This is a genomic window from Streptomyces sp. AK08-02 (genome assembly GCF_033795085.1).
Taxonomy (GTDB): domain Bacteria; phylum Actinomycetota; class Actinomycetes; order Streptomycetales; family Streptomycetaceae; genus Streptomyces; species Streptomyces echiniscabiei.
The window spans coordinates 350,347-373,187 of the sequence record NZ_JARAZV010000004.1 but is presented as its reverse complement, the minus strand read 5'-3'; the positions used below and the strand labels follow the sequence as shown (position 1 = coordinate 373,187).

Below are 22,841 nucleotides of genomic sequence, written 5' to 3'. Positions count from 1 at the left end.
GTAATCTTCAGCTTTTGACACTCATGGGCGATGATCAAGGCACATGGGCGACAAAAGGAGCGGATCGTGCGAGACATCCTCCCGACGCTCGGGCGCTGGTACGCGGCGGACGAACCGTTCGGACTCGCCACCGTCGTCTCGGTGAGCCGCAGCGCGCCCCGCGACCCCGGAGCCGCGATGGCGGTGGGGCCCGGCGGCGAGGTGGTGGGCAGCGTCTCCGGAGGATGCGTCGAGAGCGCGGTGTTCGAGCTGGCCCAGGAAGTCGTGGCGCACGGCGAGACCCGCCTCGAGACCTTCGGCTACAGCGACGAGGACGCCTTCGCGGTGGGTCTCACCTGCGGCGGCGAGATCACCGTGCTCGTACGGCCCGTCACGCCCGCCCTCGATCCCTCCTTCGCGGCGGTCGCGGAGACGGTGGCGGCGGGCCGCCCGGTGACCGTGGCCACCGTCACCGGGGGTCCGGCGGCGCGCGGCGCCACGCTCGCCGTCTGGCCCGACCAGGTGGCCGGCACACTCGGCACGACCGGCCTGGACGTGGCCGTCACCGCCGATGCGCGCGGCGAACTCGCCCTGGGAGCAACGGGGTTGCGGCACTACGGCCCTCACGGGGAGCGACGCGAGGACGCCGTCACCGTGTTTCTGCACTCCTTCGCACCCCCGCCCCGCATGCTCGTCTTCGGCGCCATCGACTACGCCGCCGCCGTGGCCCGGATCGGCGCCTTCCTCGGCTACCGGGTCACCGTCTGCGACGCCCGCCCGGTCTTCGCCACGCCGGAGCGCTTCCCCGAGGGCGCCGAGGTGATCGTCGCCTGGCCGCACCGGTACCTGAGCGGCACGGACACCGACGAGCGCACGGCGATCTGCGTCCTGACCCACGACCCGAAGTTCGACGTGCCCCTGCTGGAGGAGGCACTGCGTCGGCCCGCCGCGTACATCGGGGCGATGGGCAGCCGCCGCACCCACGACGACCGGCGGCGACGGCTGACGGAGGCCGGCCTCACCGCGTCCGAACTGTCCCGGCTGCGCTCCCCCATCGGACTGGATCTCGGCGCCCGTACGCCGGAGGAGGTGGCGGTGTCCGTGGCCGCCGAGATCGTCGCCCTGCGGTGGGGCGGCAGCGGGGTGTCGCTGACGGCGACGGGCGGCGCGGTTCATCCGACCGGGACCGTCTGACCGCTCAGGGGCGCCGGGGCAGGAGCCTGTGCAGCACCACGTCGGCGAGCTGCCCCGCGCCCGTCACCGTCGCCGTCAGGTACGTGCAGTGCGGCTGGCGGCGCCGGTCGGTCGGCGAACCGGGGTTCAGCAGCCGCAGGCCGGTGTCCGCGGTGGTGTCCCACGGGATGTGGCTGTGCCCGAACACCAGGACGTCGACCCCCGGGAAGCGGGCGGCGCAGCGGGCCTCGCGGCCCTGGGCGGGGCCGGTCTCGTGGACGACCCCGAAGCGCAGGCCGCCCAGGTCGGCGTAGGCCACCTCGGGGAGTCTGGCCCGTAGCCCGGGGCCGTCGTTGTTGCCGTACACGCCGATCAGACGGCGGGAGCGGCTCTCCAGCAGGTCGAGGGTGGCCGTGTCGACCCAGTCGCCGGCGTGGATCACCACGTCGGCGTGCGGGAGTTCGTCGAGGAGTGCTGCGGGCAGGTGCTTGGCGCGTTTGGGGAGGTGGGTGTCGGAGAGGAGCAGAAGGTGCACCCGGGGAGCGTAGGCGCTCTGGGGTGCCCCATCTGCCGTTGCGCGACCGCGGCGCCGTCGTGGCTTGTCGCGCAGTTCCCCGCGCCCCTTTGGGGCGCCCCGCGCACCGTGCCCCGACAGGAACTGGAGTGTCTCGCGAGGTTAGTATCAGGCAGCCCGGACCGTGCCATTGCGGAAACGGGGAGTAAAGCCAAAAGGGGGCTTCCAGCCGCATGCCGGTCAAGGTCAGCGTCATCGTTCCGGTGTACAACCCGGGACCGTACATCGAGGACTGCGTCGCGTCGCTGCTGCGGCAGTCGCTGCCCGCCGACGAGTACGAAGTGATCTTCGTCGACGACGGTTCCACCGACGGGACCCCGGCCCGGCTGGACCAGCTCGCCGCGGAGGAACCGCGTCTCCAGGTCATCCACCAGGAGAACTCGGGCTGGTCGGGCAAGCCGCGCAACGTCGGCATCGAGGCCTCGCAGGGCGAGTTCGTGATGTTCGTCGACAACGACGACTACCTCGGCGACGAGGCCCTTGAGCGGATGTACGAGTACGGCGTGGCCAACGGCGCCGATGTGATCGTCGGCAAGATGGCCGGCAAGGGCCGCCCGGTGCCGGTCGAGCTGTTCCGGCACAACCACCCCAAGGCCAGTGTCGAGAACGCCCCGCTGATCGACAGCCTCACCCCGCACAAGATGCTCCGGCGGGCCTTTCTCGACCGTATCGGTCTGCGTTTCCCCGAGGGTCGGCGGCGGCTCGAAGACCATGTCTTCGTCACCGAGGCCTACCTGCGCGCGGACAACGTCTCCGTGCTCAGCGACTACGTCTGCTACTACCACGTCAAGCGCGACGACGCCTCGAACGCGGGATTCCAGCGCTTCGACCCGGTCGGCTACTTCCGCAACCTGCGCGAGGCCCTCGACGTCGTCGAGCGGTACACCGAACCGGGTGCGGTGCGCGACCGTCTCTACCGGCGCTGGCTGCGCAACGAGATGGTCGAGCGGATGCGCTCCAACCGGCTCCTGAAGCTGCCGGAGGACTACCGCAAGGAGATGTTCGACGAGATCCGCGGGGTCGTCGTCGAACGCTTCGGCCCGGGTGTCGCCAACGGCATGCAGGAGGCGCAGCGGATCGTGGCGGCGCTGATCGCCGCCGACCGTCTCGACGACGTGGTGGCGTTCGCCGAGTGGGAGGCGTCCCTCGCCCCCTCGGCGACCCCGCAGAGCGTGGAGTGGCGGGACGGTGTTCTGCACGTCGGTTTCACCGCCGAGTTCACCTCGCGCGGCAAGCCGATGACGTTCCCCGCCGAGGACGACAGCGACGGCGCCGACCTGGACGGCACGCCCACCGACGCCGACGACGCGATCGCCCGGGTGGGCGCGTCCACCGTCGCCCGGTTCGGGAGTGCGACGGCGGACTTCCTGGTGCGTGAACGGACCACGGCCGCCCAGTTCTTCCAGCCGGTGGAGCTGACCCGCGAGACCCTCCCGGCCGACGAGGACGGGCAGGTGCGGCTGGTGCTGCGCGGCACGGCCACCGTCGACCCCGGCACGGCGGCGGGCGGCGTGGCGCTCGGCGGCGGTCTGTTCGACGTGTTCGTCCGGATCAAGCTGGGCGGCTGGACCCGTGAGTGCCGTCTCGGCCCGGTGAAGCTGGACCCCCGCCCGGTGCCGCCGGCCGGTGTGGTCGCCGGCCGTGTGACCCTGCCGTACTGGACGGCGAAGCAGGCCACCCTGTCCCTGGACGTCGACCGCGCCGTCAAGGGTGTGGGCCTCGGCCGTCTCAAGCCGGACGATGTCACCGTCACGGGTGACCGTCTCCGCGTGGCACTGCCCCTGCACGTTCCCGGCGACACCAAGGCGCTGCTGCGGCTGACCTCGTCGGCCGCTCCCGAGCCCGTGGAGGTGTCCGGCACGCTGTCCGGCGCGTCCGACGGCTCGGGTGCGTTCGTCGAGGCGACGCTGCCCGGGGGCGCGCTCGCCGACGGGACGTGGAAGCCGTCGCTGTGCCTGGCCCCCGAGGCGGGCGAGCCGCGGTTCCTGGCCATGTCCGTCGGCCTCAGCGCCAAGGGCGGCCGTCTGCAGGTCGTACGGCCCGCCAAACCGGCCGGGCCGAGCACCGGGCAGCGACTGGTCCGCAAGGTGCGGCGCACGCTCGGGAAGATCGCGCGCAAGGCCGGGCTTCGACGCGGGAACGGAGCCTGACAGCATGCGAGCACTGGACATCGAGGGCGCCTGGGTACTGGAGCCGAAGATCTTCCCGGACGACCGGGGCGCCTTCCACGAGTGGTACCGGGGCGAGGAGTTCCGTGAGGCCACCGGCTACGACCTGTCCCTCGCGCAGGCGAACTGCTCGGTCTCGCGCCGGGGCGTCGTGCGCGGGGTGCACTTCTCCGACGTGCCGCCGAGCCAGGCCAAGTACGTGACGTGTGTGCGCGGGGCGGTCCTGGACGTCGTGGTGGACATCCGGGTCGGCTCGCCCACCTACGGGCAGTGGGAGGCGGTGCGGCTCGACGACGAGACCCGGCACGCGGTGTTCCTCGCGGAAGGCCTCGGGCACGCCTTCATGGCGCTCACCGACGACGCCACCGTGGTGTACCTGTGTTCGACGGGGTATGCGCCGGGACGTGAGCACGGGGTGCATCCGCTCGACCCGGAGCTGGGCATCGCCTGGCCGGAGGGCATCGAGCCCGTGCTGTCGGAGAAGGACGCCGAGGCTCCGACGCTGGCGGAGGCGAGGGCGGCCGGGATGCTGCCTTCGTACGAGGAGTGCGCGGCCCTCTACGCGGAGCTGCGCGCCGCCCGGTAACCCCCGTACGGCACGAGTACACGAGTACGCGAAAAGGCCTGCGGCCCGGCTGCTGATGAGCAGCCGGGCCGCAGGCCTTCGTCCGGTTCCGCGTCAGCGGGTGGTGCTCAGCGGCGCCAGGCTGCGGCGCAGTTGCTCCAGGCCCTTGCCGCGCTTGGTGCCCCGGTTGCGGGACTTGACGAGCGGGCCCCAGAAGGCGGCCTCGACCAGGGTCTCCGGCTTGATCGCGGGCGTCCGCTCCAGGACGCTCTCCGGCACCTTCTGCGGGTCCGGGACCTCGAACTCCGCGATGATCTCGTCGTACTTGTCCTTCAGCACGGTGTTGTCGGGGTCGGCGCCGAAGACGATGAGCTGTCCGGTGGGCGCCGTGTCGACGAGGACCGTGACCAGGTCGGGACGGTACCGGGCGAGGATCTCGATCAGCTTGTAGACGTCGCCGGTCCAGGCGTTGGTGTGCCGGTCGCGGGCGGCCTCGTCGATGCTGCGCGGCAGCATGTCGTCGAGGACGATGACGCTGGCCCAGTCCGAGTGCTTCTCGACGTTGATGAAGTCGCGCAGCGCGTACTCGAACAGGTGCATGCCGTCGATGAACGACAGGTCGAGTGTGGTGCGCTGCCAGTAGCCGAACGGGCTGCGGTTGCGGGCCAGGTTGCGCAGCGGGTGCCGGCCGCCCTTGAGGTGGGCGAGGGGGTTCTGCCGGGCGAAGAAGTCGTCGCTGGTGGCCTTCGCGAGATGGACGTCGGCGCGGATCTCCGAGACCACCTTGAACGCGGGGTCGATCGCGATGCTCGGTACCCGGGACAGGGTCAGGCTTCGGCCGTCGTTGACGCCGATCTCCAGGTAGTTCCTGTTCGCGCTGACCTTGTGGAGCTCCCGGAGGAACTCATGGCGTTTCACGAGGAAATCTCCTTGCGGATGTGTGGCAGTGCTTCGTGCAGGGCGGTACGCCAGTCACGGAGGGCTCCGAGACCGGTCTGCTGCCAACGGCGGTGGCCGAGGGCGCTGTATTCGGGCCGGGGTGCGGGCCGGGTGAAGGCCGCGCTGGTGGTGGGGCGTACCCGTTCCGGGTCGGCGTCGATGAGGCGGAACACCTCACGCGCCAGCTCGAACCAGGTGGTCTCGCCGGAGTTGGTGGCGTGCAGGACACCGTGCGCCTCGGGACCGATCCGGGGTCCGAGGTCGGCGATCCGTACGGCGACGTCGGCGCTCCAGGTGGGCTGGCCGCGCTGGTCGTCGACGACGTCGAGGGTGTCCCGACGCGCCTCCAGATCGATCATCGTACGCACGAAGTTGCCGCCGTGCGCACCGTACAGCCAGGCCGTGCGCAGGACGACCCCCGCGTCCGGGAGCGTGGCGAGGACCGCCTGCTCACCGGCGAGTTTGGTACGGCCGTACGCCGTGCGCGGGGCCGGGGTGTGGTCCTCGGGGTACGGGGTGTCCCGGGCCTCGCCGTCGAACACGTAGTCGGTGGACACATGGATGAGCCGGGCACCGTGCTCGGCGCAGGCCTGGGCGAGCAGACGCGGTCCGACGCCGTTGATCCGCAGCGCCGTCTCCTCGTCCGTCTCGGCGTCGTCGACGGCGGTGTAGGCCGCGCAGTTGACGACCAGGTCGGGCTCGTGGTCGGTGAAGACACGGCGCACGTCGTCGGGGTCGGTGATGTCGAGGGCTGCGCGGGCGAGGCCCACGACGTTCTCACCGCGCCTGAGGAGTTCCTCGACTGTGTCGCGGCCGAGCATGCCGGCGGCGCCGGTCACCAGCCACTTCATCCGCTCACCTGCTTCTCGCCCTGCTTCGCGTCCTGCTTCTGTGCGGCGCCGACGCGCCGCTTGAGGGGCTCCCACCAGGCGCGGTTGTCGCGGTACCAGGCGACGGTGGCGGCGAGTCCGGCGGCGAAGTCGTGGCGCGGACTGTAGCCCAGCTCGTCGTGGAGCTTGCCCCAGTCGACGGAGTAGCGCAGGTCGTGGCCCTTGCGGTCCTCGACGTACTCCACGCTGTCCCAGTCGGCGCCGCAGGCTTCGAGGAGCAGCCCGGTGAGCTCCTTGTTGCTCAGCTCCGTACCGCCGCCGATGTTGTAGACCTCGCCGGGCCGGCCGCCGGTGCGCACCAGGTCGATGCCCTGGCAGTGGTCGTCGACGTGCAGCCAGTCGCGGACGTTGAGGCCCTCGCCGTACAGCGGGACCTTCTTGCCGTCGAGCAGGTTGGTGACGAAGAGCGGGATGACCTTCTCGGGGAACTGGTGCGGCCCGTAGTTGTTGGAGCAGCGGGTGACGCGGACGTCGAGGCCGTGGGTGCGGTGGTAGGCGAGGGCGAGCAGGTCCGAGGACGCCTTCGACGCCGAGTAGGGCGAGTTGGGGGCCAGCGGGTGGTCCTCGGGCCAGGAGCCGGTCTCGATCGAGCCGTACACCTCGTCGGTGGAGACGTGCACGAAGGGGCCGACGCCGTAGCGCAGGGCGGCGTCCAGCAGCACCTGGGTGCCCACGACGTTGGTGCGGACGAAGTCGGCGGCGCCGTCGATCGAGCGGTCCACATGGGACTCGGCGGCGAAGTGGACGACCTGGTCGGCCTCGGCCATCAGCTTGTCGACGAGTTCGGCGTCGCAGATGTCGCCCTGGACGAACGTCAGCCGGGGGTGCTCGGCGGGGAGGTTGTCCAGGGTGCCCGCGTACGTGAGCTTGTCCAGCACCGTGATCCGGGGCGCGTCGGGGGCGTCGGACGCGAGGAGGGTGCGGACGTACGTGGAGCCGATGAAGCCGGCGGCGCCGGTGACGAGGAGGTTCATGAGTGGATCTGCACCTTGCTGTGGTCTCCGAGGACGAGTCGGTGGGCGCTGGGAACACTGGGGGCCGGGGTCACCTCGACGTGCCTGCCGATGAGCGAGGACTCGATGCGGCCCACCCCGGCGATGGAGGAGTCCCGCAGCACGATGGAGAACTCCAGCTCGCTGTCGGTGATCCGGCAGTTCTCCGCGACGGAGGTGAACGGCCCGACGTAGGAGTCGCTGACGACGGTTCCGGCGCCGATGACGACGGGGCCGACGATGCGTGAACGGCTGATGCTCGCGCCCTCCTCGATCACCACCCGCCCTATGGTCTCGGACGCGGTGTCCACGTCGCCGTCGATCCGCCGCTCCAGGCCCTCCAGGACCATGCGGTTGACCTCCAGCATGTCGGTGACGTTCCCCGTGTCCTTCCAGTAACCCTTGATGAGCGTGGATCGTACGTCGGACCGGGCGTCGATGAGGTACTGGATGGCGTGGGTGATCTCCAACTCACCGCGCCGGGAAGGGCTGATGGAGCGTACGGCGTCGTGGATCGCCGGGGTGAAGAGGTACACGCCGACGAGCGCCAGGTCGCTCTTGGGGTGCTCGGGCTTCTCCTCCAGGCCGATCACCTGGCCCGCCGCGTCGAGTTCGGCGACGCCGAAGGAGCGCGGGTCGGGCACCTGGGTGAGCAGGATCTGGGCGTCGGGGCGCAGGCGGCGGAACTCGTCGACGAGGTCGCTGATGCCGCCGATGATGAAGTTGTCACCGAGGTACATGACGAAGTCGTCGTCACCGAGGAAGTCCCGCGCGATGAGCACCGCGTGGGCCAGGCCCAGGGGCTTCTCCTGCGGGATGTAGGTGACCTTCAGGCCGAACCGTGAGCCGTCGCCGACCGCTTCCTCGATCTCGGCGGCGGTGTCACCGACGATCATGCCGACCTCGGTGATGCCCGCGTCGGCGAGGGATTCCAGGCCGTAGAACAGCACGGCTTTGTTGGCCACGGGGACGAGCTGCTTCGCCGAGGTATGGGTGATCGGCCGAAGCCGCGTACCGGCGCCACCGGAGAGCACGAGAGCCTTCATCCGTTCACCCTAGCTTCGATTTCCCACGACGTAATATCCGGTGCCGCAGCGTGACCGGTACGGGAGCCCGCCGAGGTCCTCTCAGGGCTCCAGCGCGAGCTCGCTCCACACCTGTTTGCCACCGCTGACCGGGACGGTTCCCCAGGCCGCCGACATGGCCTCGACCAGGAGCATGCCCCGGCCGCCGGTGGCCTCCCAGCCGAGGTTCGTCGGTCTGATGGGGGTGCGGGGCGAGTTGTCCGCGACGGCGACGCGCAGCCGGCCGTTGAAGACGGTGAGGTCGAGACGGACCTGGCCGTCGGTGTGCACGAGGGCGTTGGTGACCAGCTCGGAGACGACAAGGAGCACGGTGTCCATGTTCTCCCGGAGGCCCGCCTCGCCCGCGGCGCTCCAGGCGCGCAGGGTGCGCCGGGTGAAGCGGCGGGCGTGCCGGACCGCCTCGGGCACCCGCCACACCGTCCAGCTCTCGCGCAGCGGGCGGTGCTCCATTCCGTCGTAGCGCAGCAGGAGCAGGGCGACGTCGTCGTTGCGGTTGGCGCGGGCGAGCAGGGCGTCGGCGACCAGACCGAGGTGGGCGGGGTCGGCGGCGGCGAGGTCGGCGGCGAGAGCGTCGAGGCCGTCCTCGATGTCGATCTCGGCGGACTCGACGAGACCGTCGGTCGTGAGGGCCAGCAGGGTGCCGGGCTGGAGACGCAGCAGGCTCATCGGGTAGTCGGCCCGGGCGACGACGCCGAGCGGCGGCCCGACGTCGGACTCGGGCACCTCGGTGGTGCCGTCGGGGTGGCGGACGACCGGGGGGAGGTGGCCGGCGCGCACGTACCAGGCGGTGCCCTCCTCCATGTCGACCTCGACATAGCAGCAGGTGGCGAAGAGGTCGGTCTCCATGTCGGCAAGGAGACGGTTGGCAAGGGAGACCACGACGTCCGGCGGGTGGCCCTCGACGGCGTAGGCGCGCAGGGCGGTGCGCATCTGGCCCATCAGGGTGGCGGCGCCCGCGTTGTGGCCCTGGACGTCGCCGATGACGAGGGCGACGTGGTTGTCGGGCAGCGGGATCACGTCGTACCAGTCGCCGCCCACCTCCAGGCCCTCGGTGGTCGGCAGGTAGCGGGCCTCGGCGACCCCGCCGGGCAGTTTGGGCAGGCGGCGGGGGAGCAGGGAGCGCTGGAGCATCCCGACGAGTTCGTGCTCGGCGTCGAAGGCGTGGGCGCGGGTGAGGGCCTGTCCCGCGAGGCCGGCGGCGGCGGTGAGCAGGGCGCGTTCGTCGGTGCCGAACTCGTGCGGACTGTCCCAGCCGATCAGACAGACGCCGGCCATCCGGCCGCCGGCGGGCAGCGGCAGTACGGCGAGGCCGCCGGGGCCGACGCCGTCGAGGGCGGGTTCCAGTTCGGTGCCCGCGGGCCAGATCGCGGCACGGCCCTCGCGCAGCGCGGCGGCCAGTGTGGGCATGGAGCGGACGGGTGACTCGGGCCATTCGGAGCGCCATTCCAGCCGCCACAGCTCGGGCCAGGACTCGGGCTCGGGCGGGTCGAGGACGGTGACGACGAGCCGTTCGTTCTCCAGTTCTGCGAGGGCGATCCGGTCGGCGAGCAGCGGCTCGCGCAGCGCCGTGACGACGGCCCTGCTGACGTCACGGACGGTCCCGGCGGTGGCCAGGGCGGCGGCGAGGCGCTGGACGCGGGCCACGTCGGTGACGCCTGAGCGCAGGGTGGAGGCGTCGCCGACCGTGCCCACGAGCCGGGCGGGCCGCCCCTCCCCCGTGGTCGCGAGCCGCCCGCGCAGCCGCAGCCACCTCGGGGGGCCGGCGGGCTGGAGCACCCGGAACTCCAGCTCCCGGTCGCCGATGGACATGTGGTCGGCCTCGACGACGGACATCAGGGAGGGCAGGTCCTCGGGGACCGTCAGGCCGAGCAGGGTCTCGACCCTGCCGTCGAAGTCCGCCCGGTCGAGCGCGAACAGTCCGAGGAGTTCGTCCCCGACCTCGACGCGTCCGCTGTCCATGGCGAGGCTGAAGGCGTTGGCCGGCAGTTCGCCCGGGTCTCCGGCGGCGGGCGGGGCGGGCCAGGCGACGGCGTCGGCGAGCAGTCCGAGGCAGTCCCGGGCGTCGTCGTCGAAGCCGCCGGGGCTCTCCGTCACGGCGAGCAGACAGCCGCCGTCACCGACCGCGGCGCCCGCGCGGACGGGCAGGGCGGCCAGATGGACGTCACAGGCCGGCATCCGCCGGGACTCGGCGCATTCGGCGAGGTCGTCGGGGCCCAGCCAGACCGGCCGTCCGATGCGGTGGGCATCGGCGGCGGGCGAGTGGGCGGCCACGGGGTAGCTGTCGCGCAGGCCGTACAGCGTCCTCGGCACGCCGGCCGACTCGACCAGGCACAGCACGTCGGCGGTGTCGCCCGGGGTGTAGACGGCGGCGACGGTCGCCCCCGCGAAGACGAGTGTCTGTTCGAGTACGCGACGGAGGCGTTCACGGGGATCGAGTTCGACGGTGAGCGACTTGAGGGCAAGTTCGGCGCGCGCCGTTCTCGTTCCGCGTCCCGCGTCCTCTCTGCCCACGTTCGTCATTACAGCGCGTATGGGGCCCCGGCGCAGCCCCTGGCACCCGCGTGCGTCGGCCCCGGTCGTACCTGTGCGTTCCACACAGTGCTCTCGTGACAGCCGTGACTGTCGGGACCCGTCCACGGACTGGAAGGCTCGGTGCCAGACATCGAGGAGGTGGGCATGGACCAGCGGTACGAGGTGTACGCGCTCGCCGACCAGCACTTCTACGAGACACCGGACCGGCTGTCCGGCGCGGGCGAGGCCGCTCCCCAGTTCGAGACGGCCCGCCGGGCGGTACCGGAGGGCTGGCGTACGGGACGGATCGGCGACTGGCTGGCGCTGACACCGCTCGGTCCGGACGGCGACCCGCTGCCCGGACCCGCCCAGGGCTGGAAGGTGCACGCATCGGCCACCCGGGCGAACGCGGAGCGGGTCGCCGCGACGGTGTGGGACTACTGCGTCCCCCGCGGTATCCCGTTCAAGTTCCTGCCGGGCCCCCATCTGCTGCATCTGCGGAACACCAAGTACGCCGGCCGGGACGGCAGCGGGAAGTTCGTGACGGTCTACCCGGCCGACGAGGACCTGCTGCACCAGGTACTGACCGAGCTGGGCGCCCTCCTGGATGGCTGCGAGGGCCCCTACATCCTCACCGACCTGCGCTGGCGGGAGGGGCCGCTGTACGTCCGTTACGGGGCGTTCGCGCGCTCCTTCGTCGTCGACGAGCGCGGCTCGCTCGTGCCCGCCGTCCGGGACGGCGAGGGCCGGCTGGTGCCGGACCGGCGCGCGCCGTCCTTCCAGGTCCCCGACTGGGTGCGACTGCCCGCGTTCCTGGAGGCCCAGCTCGCGGCCCGAAACGCGACGACGGTCACCGACCTGCCGTACCGCATCGAGAAGGCCCTGCACTTCTCCAACGGCGGTGGCGTGTACGTCGGCACCGACACGCGCGACGGGCGCCGGGTCGTCCTCAAGGAGGGGCGTCCGCACGCGGGCCTGGCGGCCGACGGCGCGGACGCGATCACCCGGCTGGAGCGCGAGCGGGCGGCGCTCGAGCAGGTGTCGGGGCTCGGCACGGTGCCCGAGGTGCGTGACTGGTTCACGCTCGGGGACCACCGCTTCCTCGTCATGGACTTCATCGAGGGGCGCCCCCTCAACTCCTTCTTCGCGGAGCGCCATCCGCTGCTGACCCACGACCCCGATCCGGAGGCGGTGGCCGCCTACACGCGCTGGGCCCTGCGCATCCACCGCGCGGTCGAGGAGACCGTCGAGGCGGTGCACGCGCGCGGGATCGTCTTCAACGACCTGCACATCTTCAACATCATGGTCGCGCCCGACGAGGAGTCGGTGTCCCTGGTCGACTTCGAGGCGGCCGCCCCGGTCGAGGAGCGGGGCCGCCAGGTCGTCGCCCACCCCGGCTTCTTCGCCCCGCCCGACCGCAGAGGCGTCGACGTCGACCGGTACGCGCTCGCGTGTCTCCGGCTCGCGCTCTTCATGCCCCTGACCACGCTGTTCGTGGTGGACCGGGGCAAGGCGGCCCACCTGGCCGAAGTGATCGCCGGCCAGTTCCCGGACGTACCGGCCGAGTTCCTGACCGAGGCGGTCGCCGAGATCACCCGTGACGTGTCCGCGCCGGGAGCGCGGCGCCCCGCCCACTCGCCGCCGGCGGCTCCCGTCGAGCCCGGCGACTGGCCGTACAGCCGGGACTCGATGGTGAAGGCGATCCTCGCCTCCGCCACTCCCGAACGCGACGACCGGCTCTTCCCCGGCGACATCACCCAGTTCTCCGACGGCGGCGGACTCGGCCTCGCGCACGGCGCGGCCGGGGTCCTGTACGCGCTGTCCCGGACGGGCGCCGAGCGGTACGAGGAGGGTGAGCGCTGGCTCCTGGCCCACACCGACCCGGTGCCCGTGGGGACGCCGCTGGGGCTGTACGACGGTCTCGCGGGCGTCGCCCACGTCCTCGACCTGCTCGGACACCGCCCGCGCGCGCTGGACCTGATCGACCTGGTCCTGAGGGAGAAGTGGCACAAGCTCTCCTCCGACCTGCGGGGCGGCCTGGCCGGGCTGGGTCTGGTGCTCGGCGGGCTGGCGCGCACGACCGGGGAGCCGGAGTTCGCCCGGCGGGCCCAGGACGTCACGGACATCCTGGTGAGCCGCCTGGACGAGCCCCTCCCGGACCCGAAGAAGCGCCGCGCCGGACTCCTGCGGGGCGCGAGCGGTCCCGCCCTGCTGTTCCTCAGGCAGTACGAGGCGACCGGTGACCCCGCGCTGCTCGACGCGGCCGGCACCGCGCTGCGCCGGGACCTGGACGGCTGCGTCGTACAGCGGGGCGGTGGCCTGGAGGTCGACGAGGGCTGGCGGACCATGCCGTACCTCGCGGAAGGCAGCGTGGGGATCGGCCTGGTCCTCGACGACTACCTGACGCTCTCCGCGTCGGCGGGGCACTCCCCGGCCCGCGCGGACGGCCGGGACGCGTTCGAGGAGGCCCGGGACCGCATCCTGACCTCCGCCGCCTCGCGCTTCTACGCACAGCCCGGACTGTTCCAGGGCAGGGCCGGCATGATCCTGCACCTCGCCCGCACCGGCGCCCCCGAGGCGCGGCGCCGCGAACAGATCGCGGGGCTCGGCTGGTACGCGATGTCGTACCAGGGCCAACTGGCCTTCCCCGGGCACCAGATGATGCGGCTCTCCATGGACCTGGGCACCGGCACGGCGGGCTGTCTGCTCGCGCTCGGCGCGGCCCTCGACGAGACGGCCCCCGCCGCCCTGCCCTTCCTTCCGCCGCCACGGCGGCCCCAAGACGCGGCTCCTCCGCAGGAGTCGTGACGCGACACCCGTCCCCACAGAGAACCCGGACCACCGGGATCGACGAAAGGAATCGACATGGCACTGCTCGACCTTCAGACGATGGAGTCCGACGAGACCGCCTACACCGGCGGCAACAGCACGCTGAGCCTGCTCTCCTGCGTGAGCGCGGCCAGCGTCACCCTCTGTCTCTGAGCACAGCCGGCAAGCAACGCCGGGCGGCCACTCCCAGTCGTGGAGGGCCGCCCGGCGGTCCGTCATCCGCCGTCGGAGGGCTCACCCGATGACGACCACCTCCCCCGACCGGCCGGCCCCGGCCGAGGACACCGCCTCGCCGCTGCGCGCGACAGTGCGCCGTACCCGGACGAGCTGTGCGGTCCTGTTCCTGGTGGCCACCGTCTCGACGGGGCTCAGCCTCGCCCTGCCCCTGACCCTGGGACGGGCCCTCGACGTACTGCTGGCGCACCCGGACGGCACCGGCGCCCTGCGCTGGGTCCTGTGGTGCGCCGTCATCGTGCTGCTGCTCGCCGTCCTCGACGCCGTCGACACCGTGCTGAGCGGCACCACCGACGCCCGCGCCACGGCGTGGCTGCGACACCGGCTTACCGGGCACCTGCTCGCCGTGGGGCCACGGGCCGGGGAACGCTTCGGGTCCGGCGAGCTGGTGGCCCGGCTGGTCGGCAACGCCGCTCAGGCCGGCACCGCGCCCGCCGCCCTCGCCGCACTGCTGGCCGCGCTCGCCGGACCGGCCGGAGCGGTGGTGGCGCTCGGTCTGCTCGACCCGTGGCTGGCCGTGGTGTTCCTCGCCGGGGCGCCGCTGCTGGCCCTGCTGCTGCGGGCCTTCACCCAGGACTCCGCACGGTGTGTGGCCGCCTACCAGGACGCCCAGGGTCGGATCGCGAGCGGACTCACGGAGGCGATCCGCGGCGCCCGCACCATCGCCGCGTGCGGGACGGCGGACCGGGAGGTGGCCCGGGTCCTGCGGCCACTGTCCGAACTCACCCGCGCGGGCCACCGGATGTGGCACGTCCAGGGGCGCGCGGCGGCCCGGGCGGTCACCCTGGCTCCGTTATTGCAACTGGGGGTCGTGGCCGTGGCCGGTGTCCTGCTGGTCCGCGGCCGGCTGACGGTGGGCGAGATGCTCGCCGCCTCGCGGTACGCCGTCCTGGCGGCCGGGGTCGGTGTCCTGGTAGGCCAGTTGTCGGGCCTGGTACGGGCCCGGGCGTCGGCCCGACGCCTCGGTGAGGTCCTGGCCGAGCCGGTGACGGCGTACGGGAGCCGCCGGCTGCCCCCCGGGCGGGGCCGGCTGGAGCTGCGCGGGGTCACCGCCCGCCGCGGTGGACGGACACTGCTGGACGGCGTCGACCTGGTCGTGCCCGAGGGCGGCACCCTCGCCGTGGTCGGCCGCTCGGGCGCGGGCAAGTCCCTCCTCGCGGCGCTCGCCGGCCGGCTGGCCGATCCCGACGAGGGAACCGTCCTCCTGGACGGTGTGCCGCTGCCCGAACTTGACCACGACGAACTGCGCGGCGCGATCGGCTACGCCTTCGAACGCCCCGCCCTGCTGGGCGACACCGTCGCGGACACGATCGGCTTCGGCGTGCGGACGGCCCCGCCCGACCGGATCAGGGCCGGCGCCGCCGCCGCCCGCGCCGACACGTTCGTCCGCCGGCTGCCCGACGGCTACGCCACTCCCTGCCGGGCGGCGCCACTCTCCGGGGGCGAGCGGCAGCGCCTCGGCCTCGCCCGGGTACTGGCCCGCGACAGCAGGCTGCTCATCCTCGACGACGCGCTGTCCAGCCTCGACACGGTCACCGAGCACCAGGTCGTCGACGCCCTGCTGCACCACTCCCCCGGCGGCACCCGGGTGATCGTCGCCCACCGGGTCTCCAGCGCGGCCCGCGCGGACACGGTGGTCTGGCTGGACGCGGGACGGGTGCGGGCGGTGGGAACACACGCGCGACTGTGGCGGGAGAGAGGCTACCGGGAGGTGTTCGCGAATGCCGGGGAGTGAGCGCGCCCTGCCGAGGCCGGGCGCAAAAGACGGCCTCCGCGCGCGGGGAGTGCGGTTCCTGCGGCAGCAGCGGCGTGTCGTGGCCCGGCTCGTGCTGTGGTCCGTACTGGAGACCGCGCAGACCTTCCTCATGGGTTACGCCCTCGCCCGTGCCCTCGACGAGGGGTTCCTGCGCGGCCGGGCGGACGTCGGGCTCGGCTGGCTCGGGGTCGCCGGGCTCGCGGTCGCGGTGGGGGCGTACGGCACCGGACGGGTCTACGGGGCGGTCGCCGCGCTCGTCGAACCGCTGCGGGACCGGCTCGTGGAACGGGTGGTGGCGCGCGGGGTGCGGGAGGCGGACGGCGGGGCCCTGTCCGCGCTGACCCAGCAGGTGGAGATCGCCCGGGACACCTTCGCCGGTGTGGTGATGGTGTCCCGCTCGTTCGTCTTCACGGCCGCGGGCGCGCTGATCGGGCTGGGCTCACTGGCTCCGCCGCTGCTGCTCGTGGTCGTGCCCCCGCTGGTCGTCGGGGTGGGCCTCTTCGCGGCGAGCATGCGGCCCCTGGCCCACCGCCAGGAGGCTTTCCTCGTCGCCGACGAACGGCTCGCCGACCGGTTCGGCGACGTCTGCGCCGGACTGCGGGACGTGACGGCGGGCGGGGCGGAGGAGCGAGTCGCCGCCGACGTCGGCCAACGGGTCGAGGCCGAGCTGCGGGCGGCCCGCTCACTGGCCCGCTGGGGAGTACCGCGCGTGGCGTCGATCGCCGTCGGCGGACAGCTCCCCATCGTCCTGCTGCTGCTGGCCGCCCCCTGGCTGCTGCGCGGCGGGGTCACTCCCGGCGCGCTGGTCGGCGCGCTCGCCTACGTCACCCAGTCCCTGCTGCCCGCCCTGCAGAACCTGGTCCACGGCATGGGCACCAGCGGCTCCCGGCTCGCGGTCGTCCTGCGCCGCCTGGTGCCGGCCGGCGGGGCGGCGGACACCGGCAGCGGTCCGGACGACCGCCCCGCCCACGGCCCCGCGAGCGCACCCGCCCTCACCGTCGCCGACCTCACCTTCGGCTACGGCCCCACCTGCGCGCCCGTGGTCGACGGCCTCACTCTCAGCCTGCCGCCGGGCGCGCGGCTCGCCGTGGTCGGTCCCAGCGGCATCGGCAAGTCCACCCTCGTGTCCCTTGCCGCCGGGCTCCTCGAACCCCAGCACGGCACTATCCGGCTCTGCGGGCATCCGGTGTCCGGCAGCGCCGCCCACGCCCACCGGGTCGTCATCCCCCAGGAGGCGTACGTGTTCAGCGGGACGTTCGCCGAGAACCTGGGCTGTCTGCGGCCGGATCCCGTGCCCGCGTCCGAGCTGCTGGCCGCCGCCGAGGCCGTCGGGCTCGCCCCGCTCCTCGCCCGGCACGGCGGGCCCGAGGGCCGGATCGACCCAGCCGCGCTGTCGGCCGGCGAACGGCAGCTGATCGCACTGACACGGGCCTGGCTCTCGTACGCCTGTGTGGCACTCCTCGACGAGGCGACCTGCCACCTGGACCCGGAGGCGGAGGAGCGCGCCGAGCGGGCCTTCGCCTCCCGGACCGGCACCACCCTGGTCGTGGTCGCCCACCGGCTCGCCTCGGCGCGCCGCGCCGACCGTGTCCTCGTCATGGACGGCCGGCACTGCGCGTACGGGACGCACGACGAACTGCTGGAGCGCTCCCGCCTCTACCGCGATCTGGTGGGCAACTGGTCGGCCACTTCGCCTGGGGAGTCACAGCCAGCCCTCGCCCTGCGAGATACGGATGGCGTCGACGCGGTTGCGGGCCCCGGTCTTGCGGGTGATGGCCGCCATGTAGTTGCGCACGGTTCCGTGGGACAGATGGAGGCTGCCGGCGATCTCCGCGACGGACGCGCCCTCCGCGGCGAGTGACAGGACACTCAGCTCCCGCCGGGTGAGCGGAATCTGCGCGGCCCTGAGGAAACCGAAGCCGAGCGAGTCATCGACGAAACGTTTCCCTGCGGCGACCCTGCGAATGGCGGACACCAGTCGCTCCGGTGCCCCCTCCCGCTCCTTGTCGACATAGCCCAGCGCACCCGCCTCCGCCGCCCGCTTCAGCAGGCCCGGTCTGCCCGCACTGGCCAGCACCAGCAGCCGCGGGGCGGACGCGCCCGCCCCGCGGCCCCGTAACTCGCCCAGCGGAGGCACGCCGTAGGAGTCCGAACTCTCCAGGTCGGCGGCGCAGACATCGGGCCGCACCGCCCTGAGCCGACTCGCCGCACCGCGCCAGGAGGCGTCGTACACACCCAGGTCGGACTCCCTGTCCAGCCACTCCGCAAGGACCGATCTCACCAGACACGCGTCATGCACCAGAAGCACTCGGATCACTGCAGCTCCTTCACTCGCCTCGCCCCGGGTCGTCCGCTGTCGCGTGTGCCCCCTTTTCGACTCTCGCCTCTCGCCACGGCTCCCAGACGTGCAGAACAGGCCAACAGGGTGCGCGGGGGCGCACTCCCGGGGCTTACACGCCTGACTCGCGCTTCCGCGCGGGGGCGCGAGCCCGGCGCGACCCCTCTCGCCGTGCGCGACGGGCCGAGTGGACAGAGCCTTGACTCGGAAGCACCCGGCCGCGCGAGGAGGTGGTCCCGGTGGCTCATCGAGGGACCTCCGCACGCCGACGACCGAGATCGAACACGCGTTCGACCTCGGCGGGGAAGCCGCTGCTGTCGCTGGCGCTCGCCGGAATGATGGAGGAGGTCCACGCCCTCTCGGGCGGCGTGTATCTGCTGGAGCCCGGGGGGTCGGTGCTGGAGATGGCCGTCATGGCGGGACTGCCCCGGGCGTTCGCCGCGCCCTGGGAACGGGTCGGGCTCGGCGCGCCGATTCCCGTCGCCGAGGCGGCGCGCGAGCGGCGGTTTGTGTGGGTGGGCGGCGAGGAGGAGATGGCCCGGCGGTATCCACGGGTCGCCGTCGTACTGCCCTACCCCTTCGCGCTGGCCGCCGTACCGGTGGCGACCGCCTCGACGGTGTACGGGTCGGTCTTCGTGACCTGGCCCGGTTCGCATCCGCCGGAGCTGGCGGACCGCGAGCGGCAGCAGCTCGGCGCGGCCTGCGACCGGCTGGCGCTGCGTCTGGAGCGGGCCGCCGCCGAACACCGGCCGCTGCGGCCCGAGACGGATCTGCTGGCCATCTCGCCCGGGACGCCGGCCGCCGACACCCTCGGCACGGTCGAGGCGGCGCGGATGGTGTCACGGCTGCCGTACGGGCTGTGCTCCCTCGATCTGCACGGGCGGGTCTGTTTCGTCAACGCGGCGGCCCCTGAGCTGCTGGGGGTCCCGGCGGGAGCGCTGCTGGGATCCCAGCTGTGGGTGTCGGTGCCCTGGCTCGATGATCCGGTGTACGAGGACCGCTACCGCGCCGCGCTGTTCAGCCTGCACGTCACCTCGTTCGTGGCGCTGCGCCCGCCGGGCGACTGGCTGTCGTTCCGGCTGTATCCCAGCGCGACCGGGCTGAGTGTCAGGATCACCCGGGCGCGGGCGGTGGCCGAACTGGACCGGGCGGGACGCAGGCCGGGCGGGCCCTCCAGTCTGGTCACGATCTCGCAGGTGCTGTCCCTGGCGGGGGCCCTCACGGAGGCGGCGGGTGTCGAGGACGTCATCCAGCTGGTCGCGGACGAGATCATGCCGGCGGTGGGCTGCCAGACCCTGGTGATGCTGGGTTCGCGGGGCGGGCGTATGCGCGTACTGGGGCATCGCGGGTACGCCGACCCACGGCTGGTGGAGCGGTTCGACGGGATGCCGCTGACCGAGCGGACCCCGGGGATGCAGGTCCTCACCACGGGAGTGCCCGCCTTCTTCGAGTCGAGGGGCGAGCTGGAGCGGGCGTATCCGACGGTGCGGGAGGTGCCCGGTCCGATGGCGGCCTGGGCGTTCCTCCCGCTCATCGCGTCCGGACGTCCGGTGGGCACCTGTGTGCTGGGCTACGCACAACGGCACACGTTCCCCGCCGACGAGCGCGCCGTCCTGACCAGTCTCGGCGGTCTGATCGCCCAGGCCCTGGAGCGGGCTCTGCTGTACGACGCCAAGCACCGGGTCGCGCACGGCCTGCAGGCCGCCCTGCTGCCGAGCTCGCTGCCGTCGCTGCCGGGCTTCGAGGCCGCCGCGCGCTATCTGCCCGCCACCCAGGGCATGGACATCGGCGGCGACTTCTACGACCTGGTGTGCTCGCACGGGCGGGCCTCGGCGGTGATCGGGGACGTCCAGGGGCACAACGTGACGGCGGCCGGCCTGATGGGGCAGCTCCGGACGGCCGTACGGGCGTACACGACTGTCGGTCAGGCGCCGCAGGAGGTGATGAGCAGCACCAACCGGCTGCTGATCGACCTCGGCACCGAGCTGTTCGCGAGCTGTCTGTATCTGCGGCTAGATCCGGGGACCGGCCGGGCCGTGATGGCCCGTGCGGGGCATCCGCAGCCGCTGCTGAGGTACCCGGACGGGCAGGTGCGGGTGCTCGACCTGCCCGGGGGTCCCCTGCTGGGGATCGACTCCTCGGCCGAGTACCCGGCGACCGGGGTCGAGTTGTCGCCGGGCTGCGTCCTCGCCCTGTACACCGACGGGCTGATCGAGTCGCCGGGCGTCGACATCGACGAGGCGCTGGCCGCCCTCGCCGGGCGGCTCGCGGAGACCGGGGACCGGCCACTGGACGAACTGGCCGACGGGCTGGTCGAGTTCGGCGCGGGGGTGACGGACCGGGTGGACGACATCGCGCTGCTTCTGCTGAGGGCGCGGACCGAACGGACGGAGCGGACGGAGCGGACGGAGACCTGACGAACGCCGGGCGGGAGGGCGTCCGGGCGGGTGGGCCGGGGCTCGGGCCCTGCGTCGGAGCCGGCCGGAGACTCCCGCGACCCGCTGCTCCGGGGCGACCTGCGCGCGGACCCGAGGGCGACGGCGCGCGGGTCCGGCGGGTGCCAGGTGCGCCGATCGGCGCCGCCGCGCTTCGAACGGCTCTGTGGACAGCCCGGGGCACGCAGAACGGTCCGGCCCTCCCGCCGGAGGGCCGGACCGCGTCAGTGTCGGCCGGTACTACTGGTGTGGCCGGTCAGTGCTTCTCGTTGTTCCCCAGGCCCGTGCCGTCGTCGGCGCCGTTGTCGTTGGCGTTGCCGTTGGCGTTCTGGTCGTCGACCCCGCCGAGCTCGTCGCCACCGACCTCTTCACCGAGTCCGGCGTCATCGCCCGCACCGGCTTCCTGACCCGCGCCCGCTTCCTCACCAGCGCCGGCCTCCTGACCCGCACCGGCCTCTTCACCAGCGCCGACCTCCTGGCCCGCACCGGCTTCCTCACCAGCGCCGGCCTCCTGGCCAGCGCCGGCCTCCTGGCCCGCACCGGCTTCCTGACCCGCACCAGCTTCCTCACCGGCACCAGCACCGGCACCAGCGCCGGCGTCGCCCGCGCCGAGGGTCGCGCCGACGGCCGCCAGGGCCGTGGTGACCGGCTGGAAGAAGGTCTCACCGCCGACCGTGCAGTCACCGCTGCCGCCGGAGGTCAGGCCGATCGCGCTGCCGTCCTGGGTGAACAGCGAGCCGCCGCTGTCGCCGGGCTCCGCGCAGACGTTCGTCTGGATGAGGCCGGTGACCGTGCCCTCGGCGTAGTTCACGGTGGCGTCGAGACCGGTGACCTCACCGTCGTTGAGGCCCGTCGTGGAGCCCATACGGAAGACCTGCTGACCGACCGCTGCCTCGGCCGCCTGCAGGATGTCGACGGTCTGGCCGTTGCCGACGTCTACGGTGCTGGCCGCGACGGTCGCCGGGTCGTCGTACTTCACGAGTGCGAAGTCGCCGTCCCCCGGGAAGGTGGCGGCCTCGACGGTGGCGATGGGTGCGCCGCCCTCCGTGTCCGACCACTCGGCCGCCGCCACACCGCAGTGACCGGCGGTCAGGAAGCCGGGCGTGCCGTCCCCGGTGACCACGTTGAAGCCGAGGGAGCAGCGGGCGCCGCCCGCGAAGATGGCGTCGCCGCCCTCCACCAGCGGCTTGAAGGTACCGGCGGTCTTCTTGATGGTCGCCATGCCCGAGCCGAGGCTCTTGACGGTCGACTCGATCGTGTTCCAGTTGGCGCCCGTGACCGTGCTGTCGGCGGTGACCTGGATCTTGTTGGTGCGGGGGTCCAGGGCCCAGGCCGTGCCCGGGATCGTGGCCTTCGTCTTCAGCGTCTGCGCGCCGGCCTTCAGCTCGGCGATGCTGTTGTCGACCTCGCGAACAGCCGCACCAGCCTTTTTGGCCTGGACGACGACGTTGTTGTTGTCACCGTCGACGACGTTGATGATCAGCTGCTGCTTGTCGGCGTCGTAGTAGGAGCCCGCGAAGGCATCACCGAGCAACTGTTCCAGCTGCGAGGCCAGATCCGAGGCATCCGTCGCCTTCAGGGTCTTGGGAGCCGCGCCGACCGCGGTGTCGGTCTGGGAGGCCATGGCGTTGGGGAGCAGCAGTGCCGCCGCACCGATCGCCGCGACACTGCCCACCGCTATCGCGGCCTTACGCTTCGGAACTCGCTTGTGACTCAACTTCTTGACCTCCTGCGGGGCGGGGTCTTAGCCGCCGATCGTTCATCGGCGACCGAGTGGGGCGCCTGGATGGCTGTAGGTACGGACGGGTTGCTCGGGGCGTTCAAATTGTTTGCCAACTCCCTTTGCGAAACAGCGAATCGGCCATTGCCCGGGCCTGACCGAGGGCTGCCGGGAACAATCCCCCATATGACGATGACGCCCGCCGAGGCAGACAAGATCCTTTCCGCCAACTTCGCCCCCTGGGTGCTCGATCTCGGCCTGTCGGTCGAGGAAGTGGGCGAGCACCGCGCGTTGCTGCGACTGCCCTGGTCAACCCGGTTGGCGCGCGAGGGCGGTGCACTGTCGGGGCAGGCCCTGATGGCCGCGGCCGACACCTCGACCGTGATCGCGGTGTCGGCCGCACGCGGCGCCTTCGTCCCCATGACGACGGTCCAGCAGTCCACGACCTTTCAGCGCGCGGTGACCGGATCCGATGTCCTGATCGAGGCGGTCCTCACCAAGCTCGGCCGCCGGACGGCCTTCGCCGACATCACGCTGACCGACGCCGGAACCGGTGAACTCGCCGCCCGCGCGAGCACGGTGTACGCCCTCCTGGGCTGACCCGGCACACCGAAAGGCCACCGGAAGCCACTTTCCGTGACCGTCGGGTGCCT

At 72.6% G+C, this 22,841-nt stretch carries 16 protein-coding genes and 1 pseudogene; 9 read left to right on the top strand and 8 right to left on the bottom strand.

The window, feature by feature from the left end:
* Positions 1–66: 66 nt before the first annotated feature.
* Entirely contained in the window at positions 67–1,173 is a 1,107-nt protein-coding gene (locus PV734_RS10220; protein WP_319289299.1) for an XdhC/CoxI family protein, read from the top strand.
* 4 nt (positions 1,174–1,177) lie between these two features.
* On the opposite strand, the gene PV734_RS10215 is transcribed toward PV734_RS10220, so the two are convergent.
* Positions 1,178–1,687: a metallophosphoesterase gene (locus PV734_RS10215; protein WP_319289298.1), complete on the bottom strand. Its 510-nt coding sequence runs from the start codon at positions 1,685–1,687 to the stop codon at positions 1,178–1,180.
* A gap of 212 nt (positions 1,688–1,899) precedes the next feature.
* On the opposite strand from PV734_RS10215, the gene PV734_RS10210 reads away from it, so the two are divergent.
* Both PV734_RS10210 and rfbC read left to right on the top strand, forming a co-directional pair.
* Complete coding sequence (locus PV734_RS10210) at positions 1,900–3,876, top strand: glycosyltransferase family 2 protein (RefSeq protein ID WP_319289297.1); 1,977 nt, start codon at positions 1,900–1,902, stop codon at positions 3,874–3,876.
* 4 nt (positions 3,877–3,880) lie between these two features.
* A complete protein-coding gene (rfbC, locus tag PV734_RS10205; protein WP_319289296.1) occupies positions 3,881–4,480 on the top strand; it encodes a dTDP-4-dehydrorhamnose 3,5-epimerase in 600 nt (199 codons plus the stop codon).
* A gap of 93 nt (positions 4,481–4,573) precedes the next feature.
* On the opposite strand, the gene PV734_RS10200 is transcribed toward rfbC, so the two are convergent.
* From PV734_RS10200 to PV734_RS10180, 5 genes are all read right to left on the bottom strand, one after another.
* Positions 4,574–5,377 (bottom strand): class I SAM-dependent methyltransferase, encoded by an 804-nt coding sequence (locus tag PV734_RS10200; RefSeq protein WP_319289295.1) that lies wholly within the window; start codon positions 5,375–5,377, stop codon positions 4,574–4,576.
* A complete protein-coding gene (rfbD, locus tag PV734_RS10195) occupies positions 5,374–6,249 on the bottom strand; it encodes a dTDP-4-dehydrorhamnose reductase (protein ID WP_319090853.1) in 876 nt (291 codons plus the stop codon). Before rfbD ends, PV734_RS10200 begins: the two co-directional genes overlap by 4 nt.
* On the bottom strand, positions 6,246–7,262 hold the full coding sequence (gene rfbB / locus PV734_RS10190) for a dTDP-glucose 4,6-dehydratase (protein ID WP_319090854.1): 1,017 nt from the start codon (positions 7,260–7,262) through the stop codon (positions 6,246–6,248). The genes rfbD and rfbB overlap by 4 nt, the downstream gene beginning before the upstream one ends.
* Positions 7,259–8,326, bottom strand: a complete 1,068-nt coding sequence (locus PV734_RS10185) for a glucose-1-phosphate thymidylyltransferase (RefSeq protein WP_319090855.1) — start codon at positions 8,324–8,326, stop codon at positions 7,259–7,261. Before PV734_RS10185 ends, rfbB begins: the two co-directional genes overlap by 4 nt.
* A gap of 81 nt (positions 8,327–8,407) precedes the next feature.
* Positions 8,408–10,885 (bottom strand): SpoIIE family protein phosphatase, encoded by a 2,478-nt coding sequence (locus PV734_RS10180; RefSeq protein ID WP_319090856.1) that lies wholly within the window; start codon positions 10,883–10,885, stop codon positions 8,408–8,410.
* A 156-nt stretch (positions 10,886–11,041) separates the two neighbouring features.
* Here PV734_RS10180 and lanKC point away from each other — a divergent pair, with 156 nt between their 5' ends.
* From lanKC to PV734_RS10160, 4 genes are all read left to right on the top strand, one after another.
* A complete protein-coding gene (gene lanKC / locus PV734_RS10175; RefSeq protein WP_319289363.1) occupies positions 11,042–13,684 on the top strand; it encodes a class III lanthionine synthetase LanKC in 2,643 nt (880 codons plus the stop codon).
* A gap of 57 nt (positions 13,685–13,741) precedes the next feature.
* Complete coding sequence (locus tag PV734_RS10170; protein WP_319090857.1) at positions 13,742–13,858, top strand: SapB/AmfS family lanthipeptide; 117 nt, start codon at positions 13,742–13,744, stop codon at positions 13,856–13,858.
* A gap of 88 nt (positions 13,859–13,946) precedes the next feature.
* A complete protein-coding gene (locus PV734_RS10165) occupies positions 13,947–15,674 on the top strand; it encodes an ABC transporter ATP-binding protein (RefSeq protein WP_319289294.1) in 1,728 nt (575 codons plus the stop codon).
* A complete protein-coding gene (locus PV734_RS10160; protein WP_319289293.1) occupies positions 15,661–17,556 on the top strand; it encodes an ABC transporter ATP-binding protein in 1,896 nt (631 codons plus the stop codon). Before PV734_RS10165 ends, PV734_RS10160 begins: the two co-directional genes overlap by 14 nt.
* Here PV734_RS10160 and PV734_RS10155 read toward each other — a convergent pair.
* A pseudogene (locus PV734_RS10155) lies at positions 17,482–17,670 on the bottom strand (helix-turn-helix domain-containing protein); the annotation flags it as partial. The gene PV734_RS10160 and the pseudogene PV734_RS10155 sit on opposite strands and share 75 nt — an antisense overlap.
* Before the next feature lie 602 nt (positions 17,671–18,272).
* Here PV734_RS10155 and PV734_RS10150 point away from each other — a divergent pair.
* Positions 18,273–20,450, top strand: a complete 2,178-nt coding sequence (locus PV734_RS10150; RefSeq protein ID WP_319289292.1) for a SpoIIE family protein phosphatase — start codon at positions 18,273–18,275, stop codon at positions 20,448–20,450.
* A gap of 274 nt (positions 20,451–20,724) precedes the next feature.
* Here PV734_RS10150 and PV734_RS10145 read toward each other — a convergent pair whose 3' ends face one another.
* The gene (locus tag PV734_RS10145; RefSeq protein WP_319289291.1) at positions 20,725–22,185 is read right to left on the bottom strand and encodes a S1 family peptidase; all 1,461 of its coding nucleotides are present in this window, start codon (positions 22,183–22,185) and stop codon (positions 20,725–20,727) included.
* 189 nt (positions 22,186–22,374) lie between these two features.
* On the opposite strand from PV734_RS10145, the gene PV734_RS10140 reads away from it, so the two are divergent.
* Entirely contained in the window at positions 22,375–22,788 is a 414-nt protein-coding gene (locus PV734_RS10140; protein ID WP_319289290.1) for a PaaI family thioesterase, read from the top strand.
* Positions 22,789–22,841: the final 53 nt, after the last annotated feature.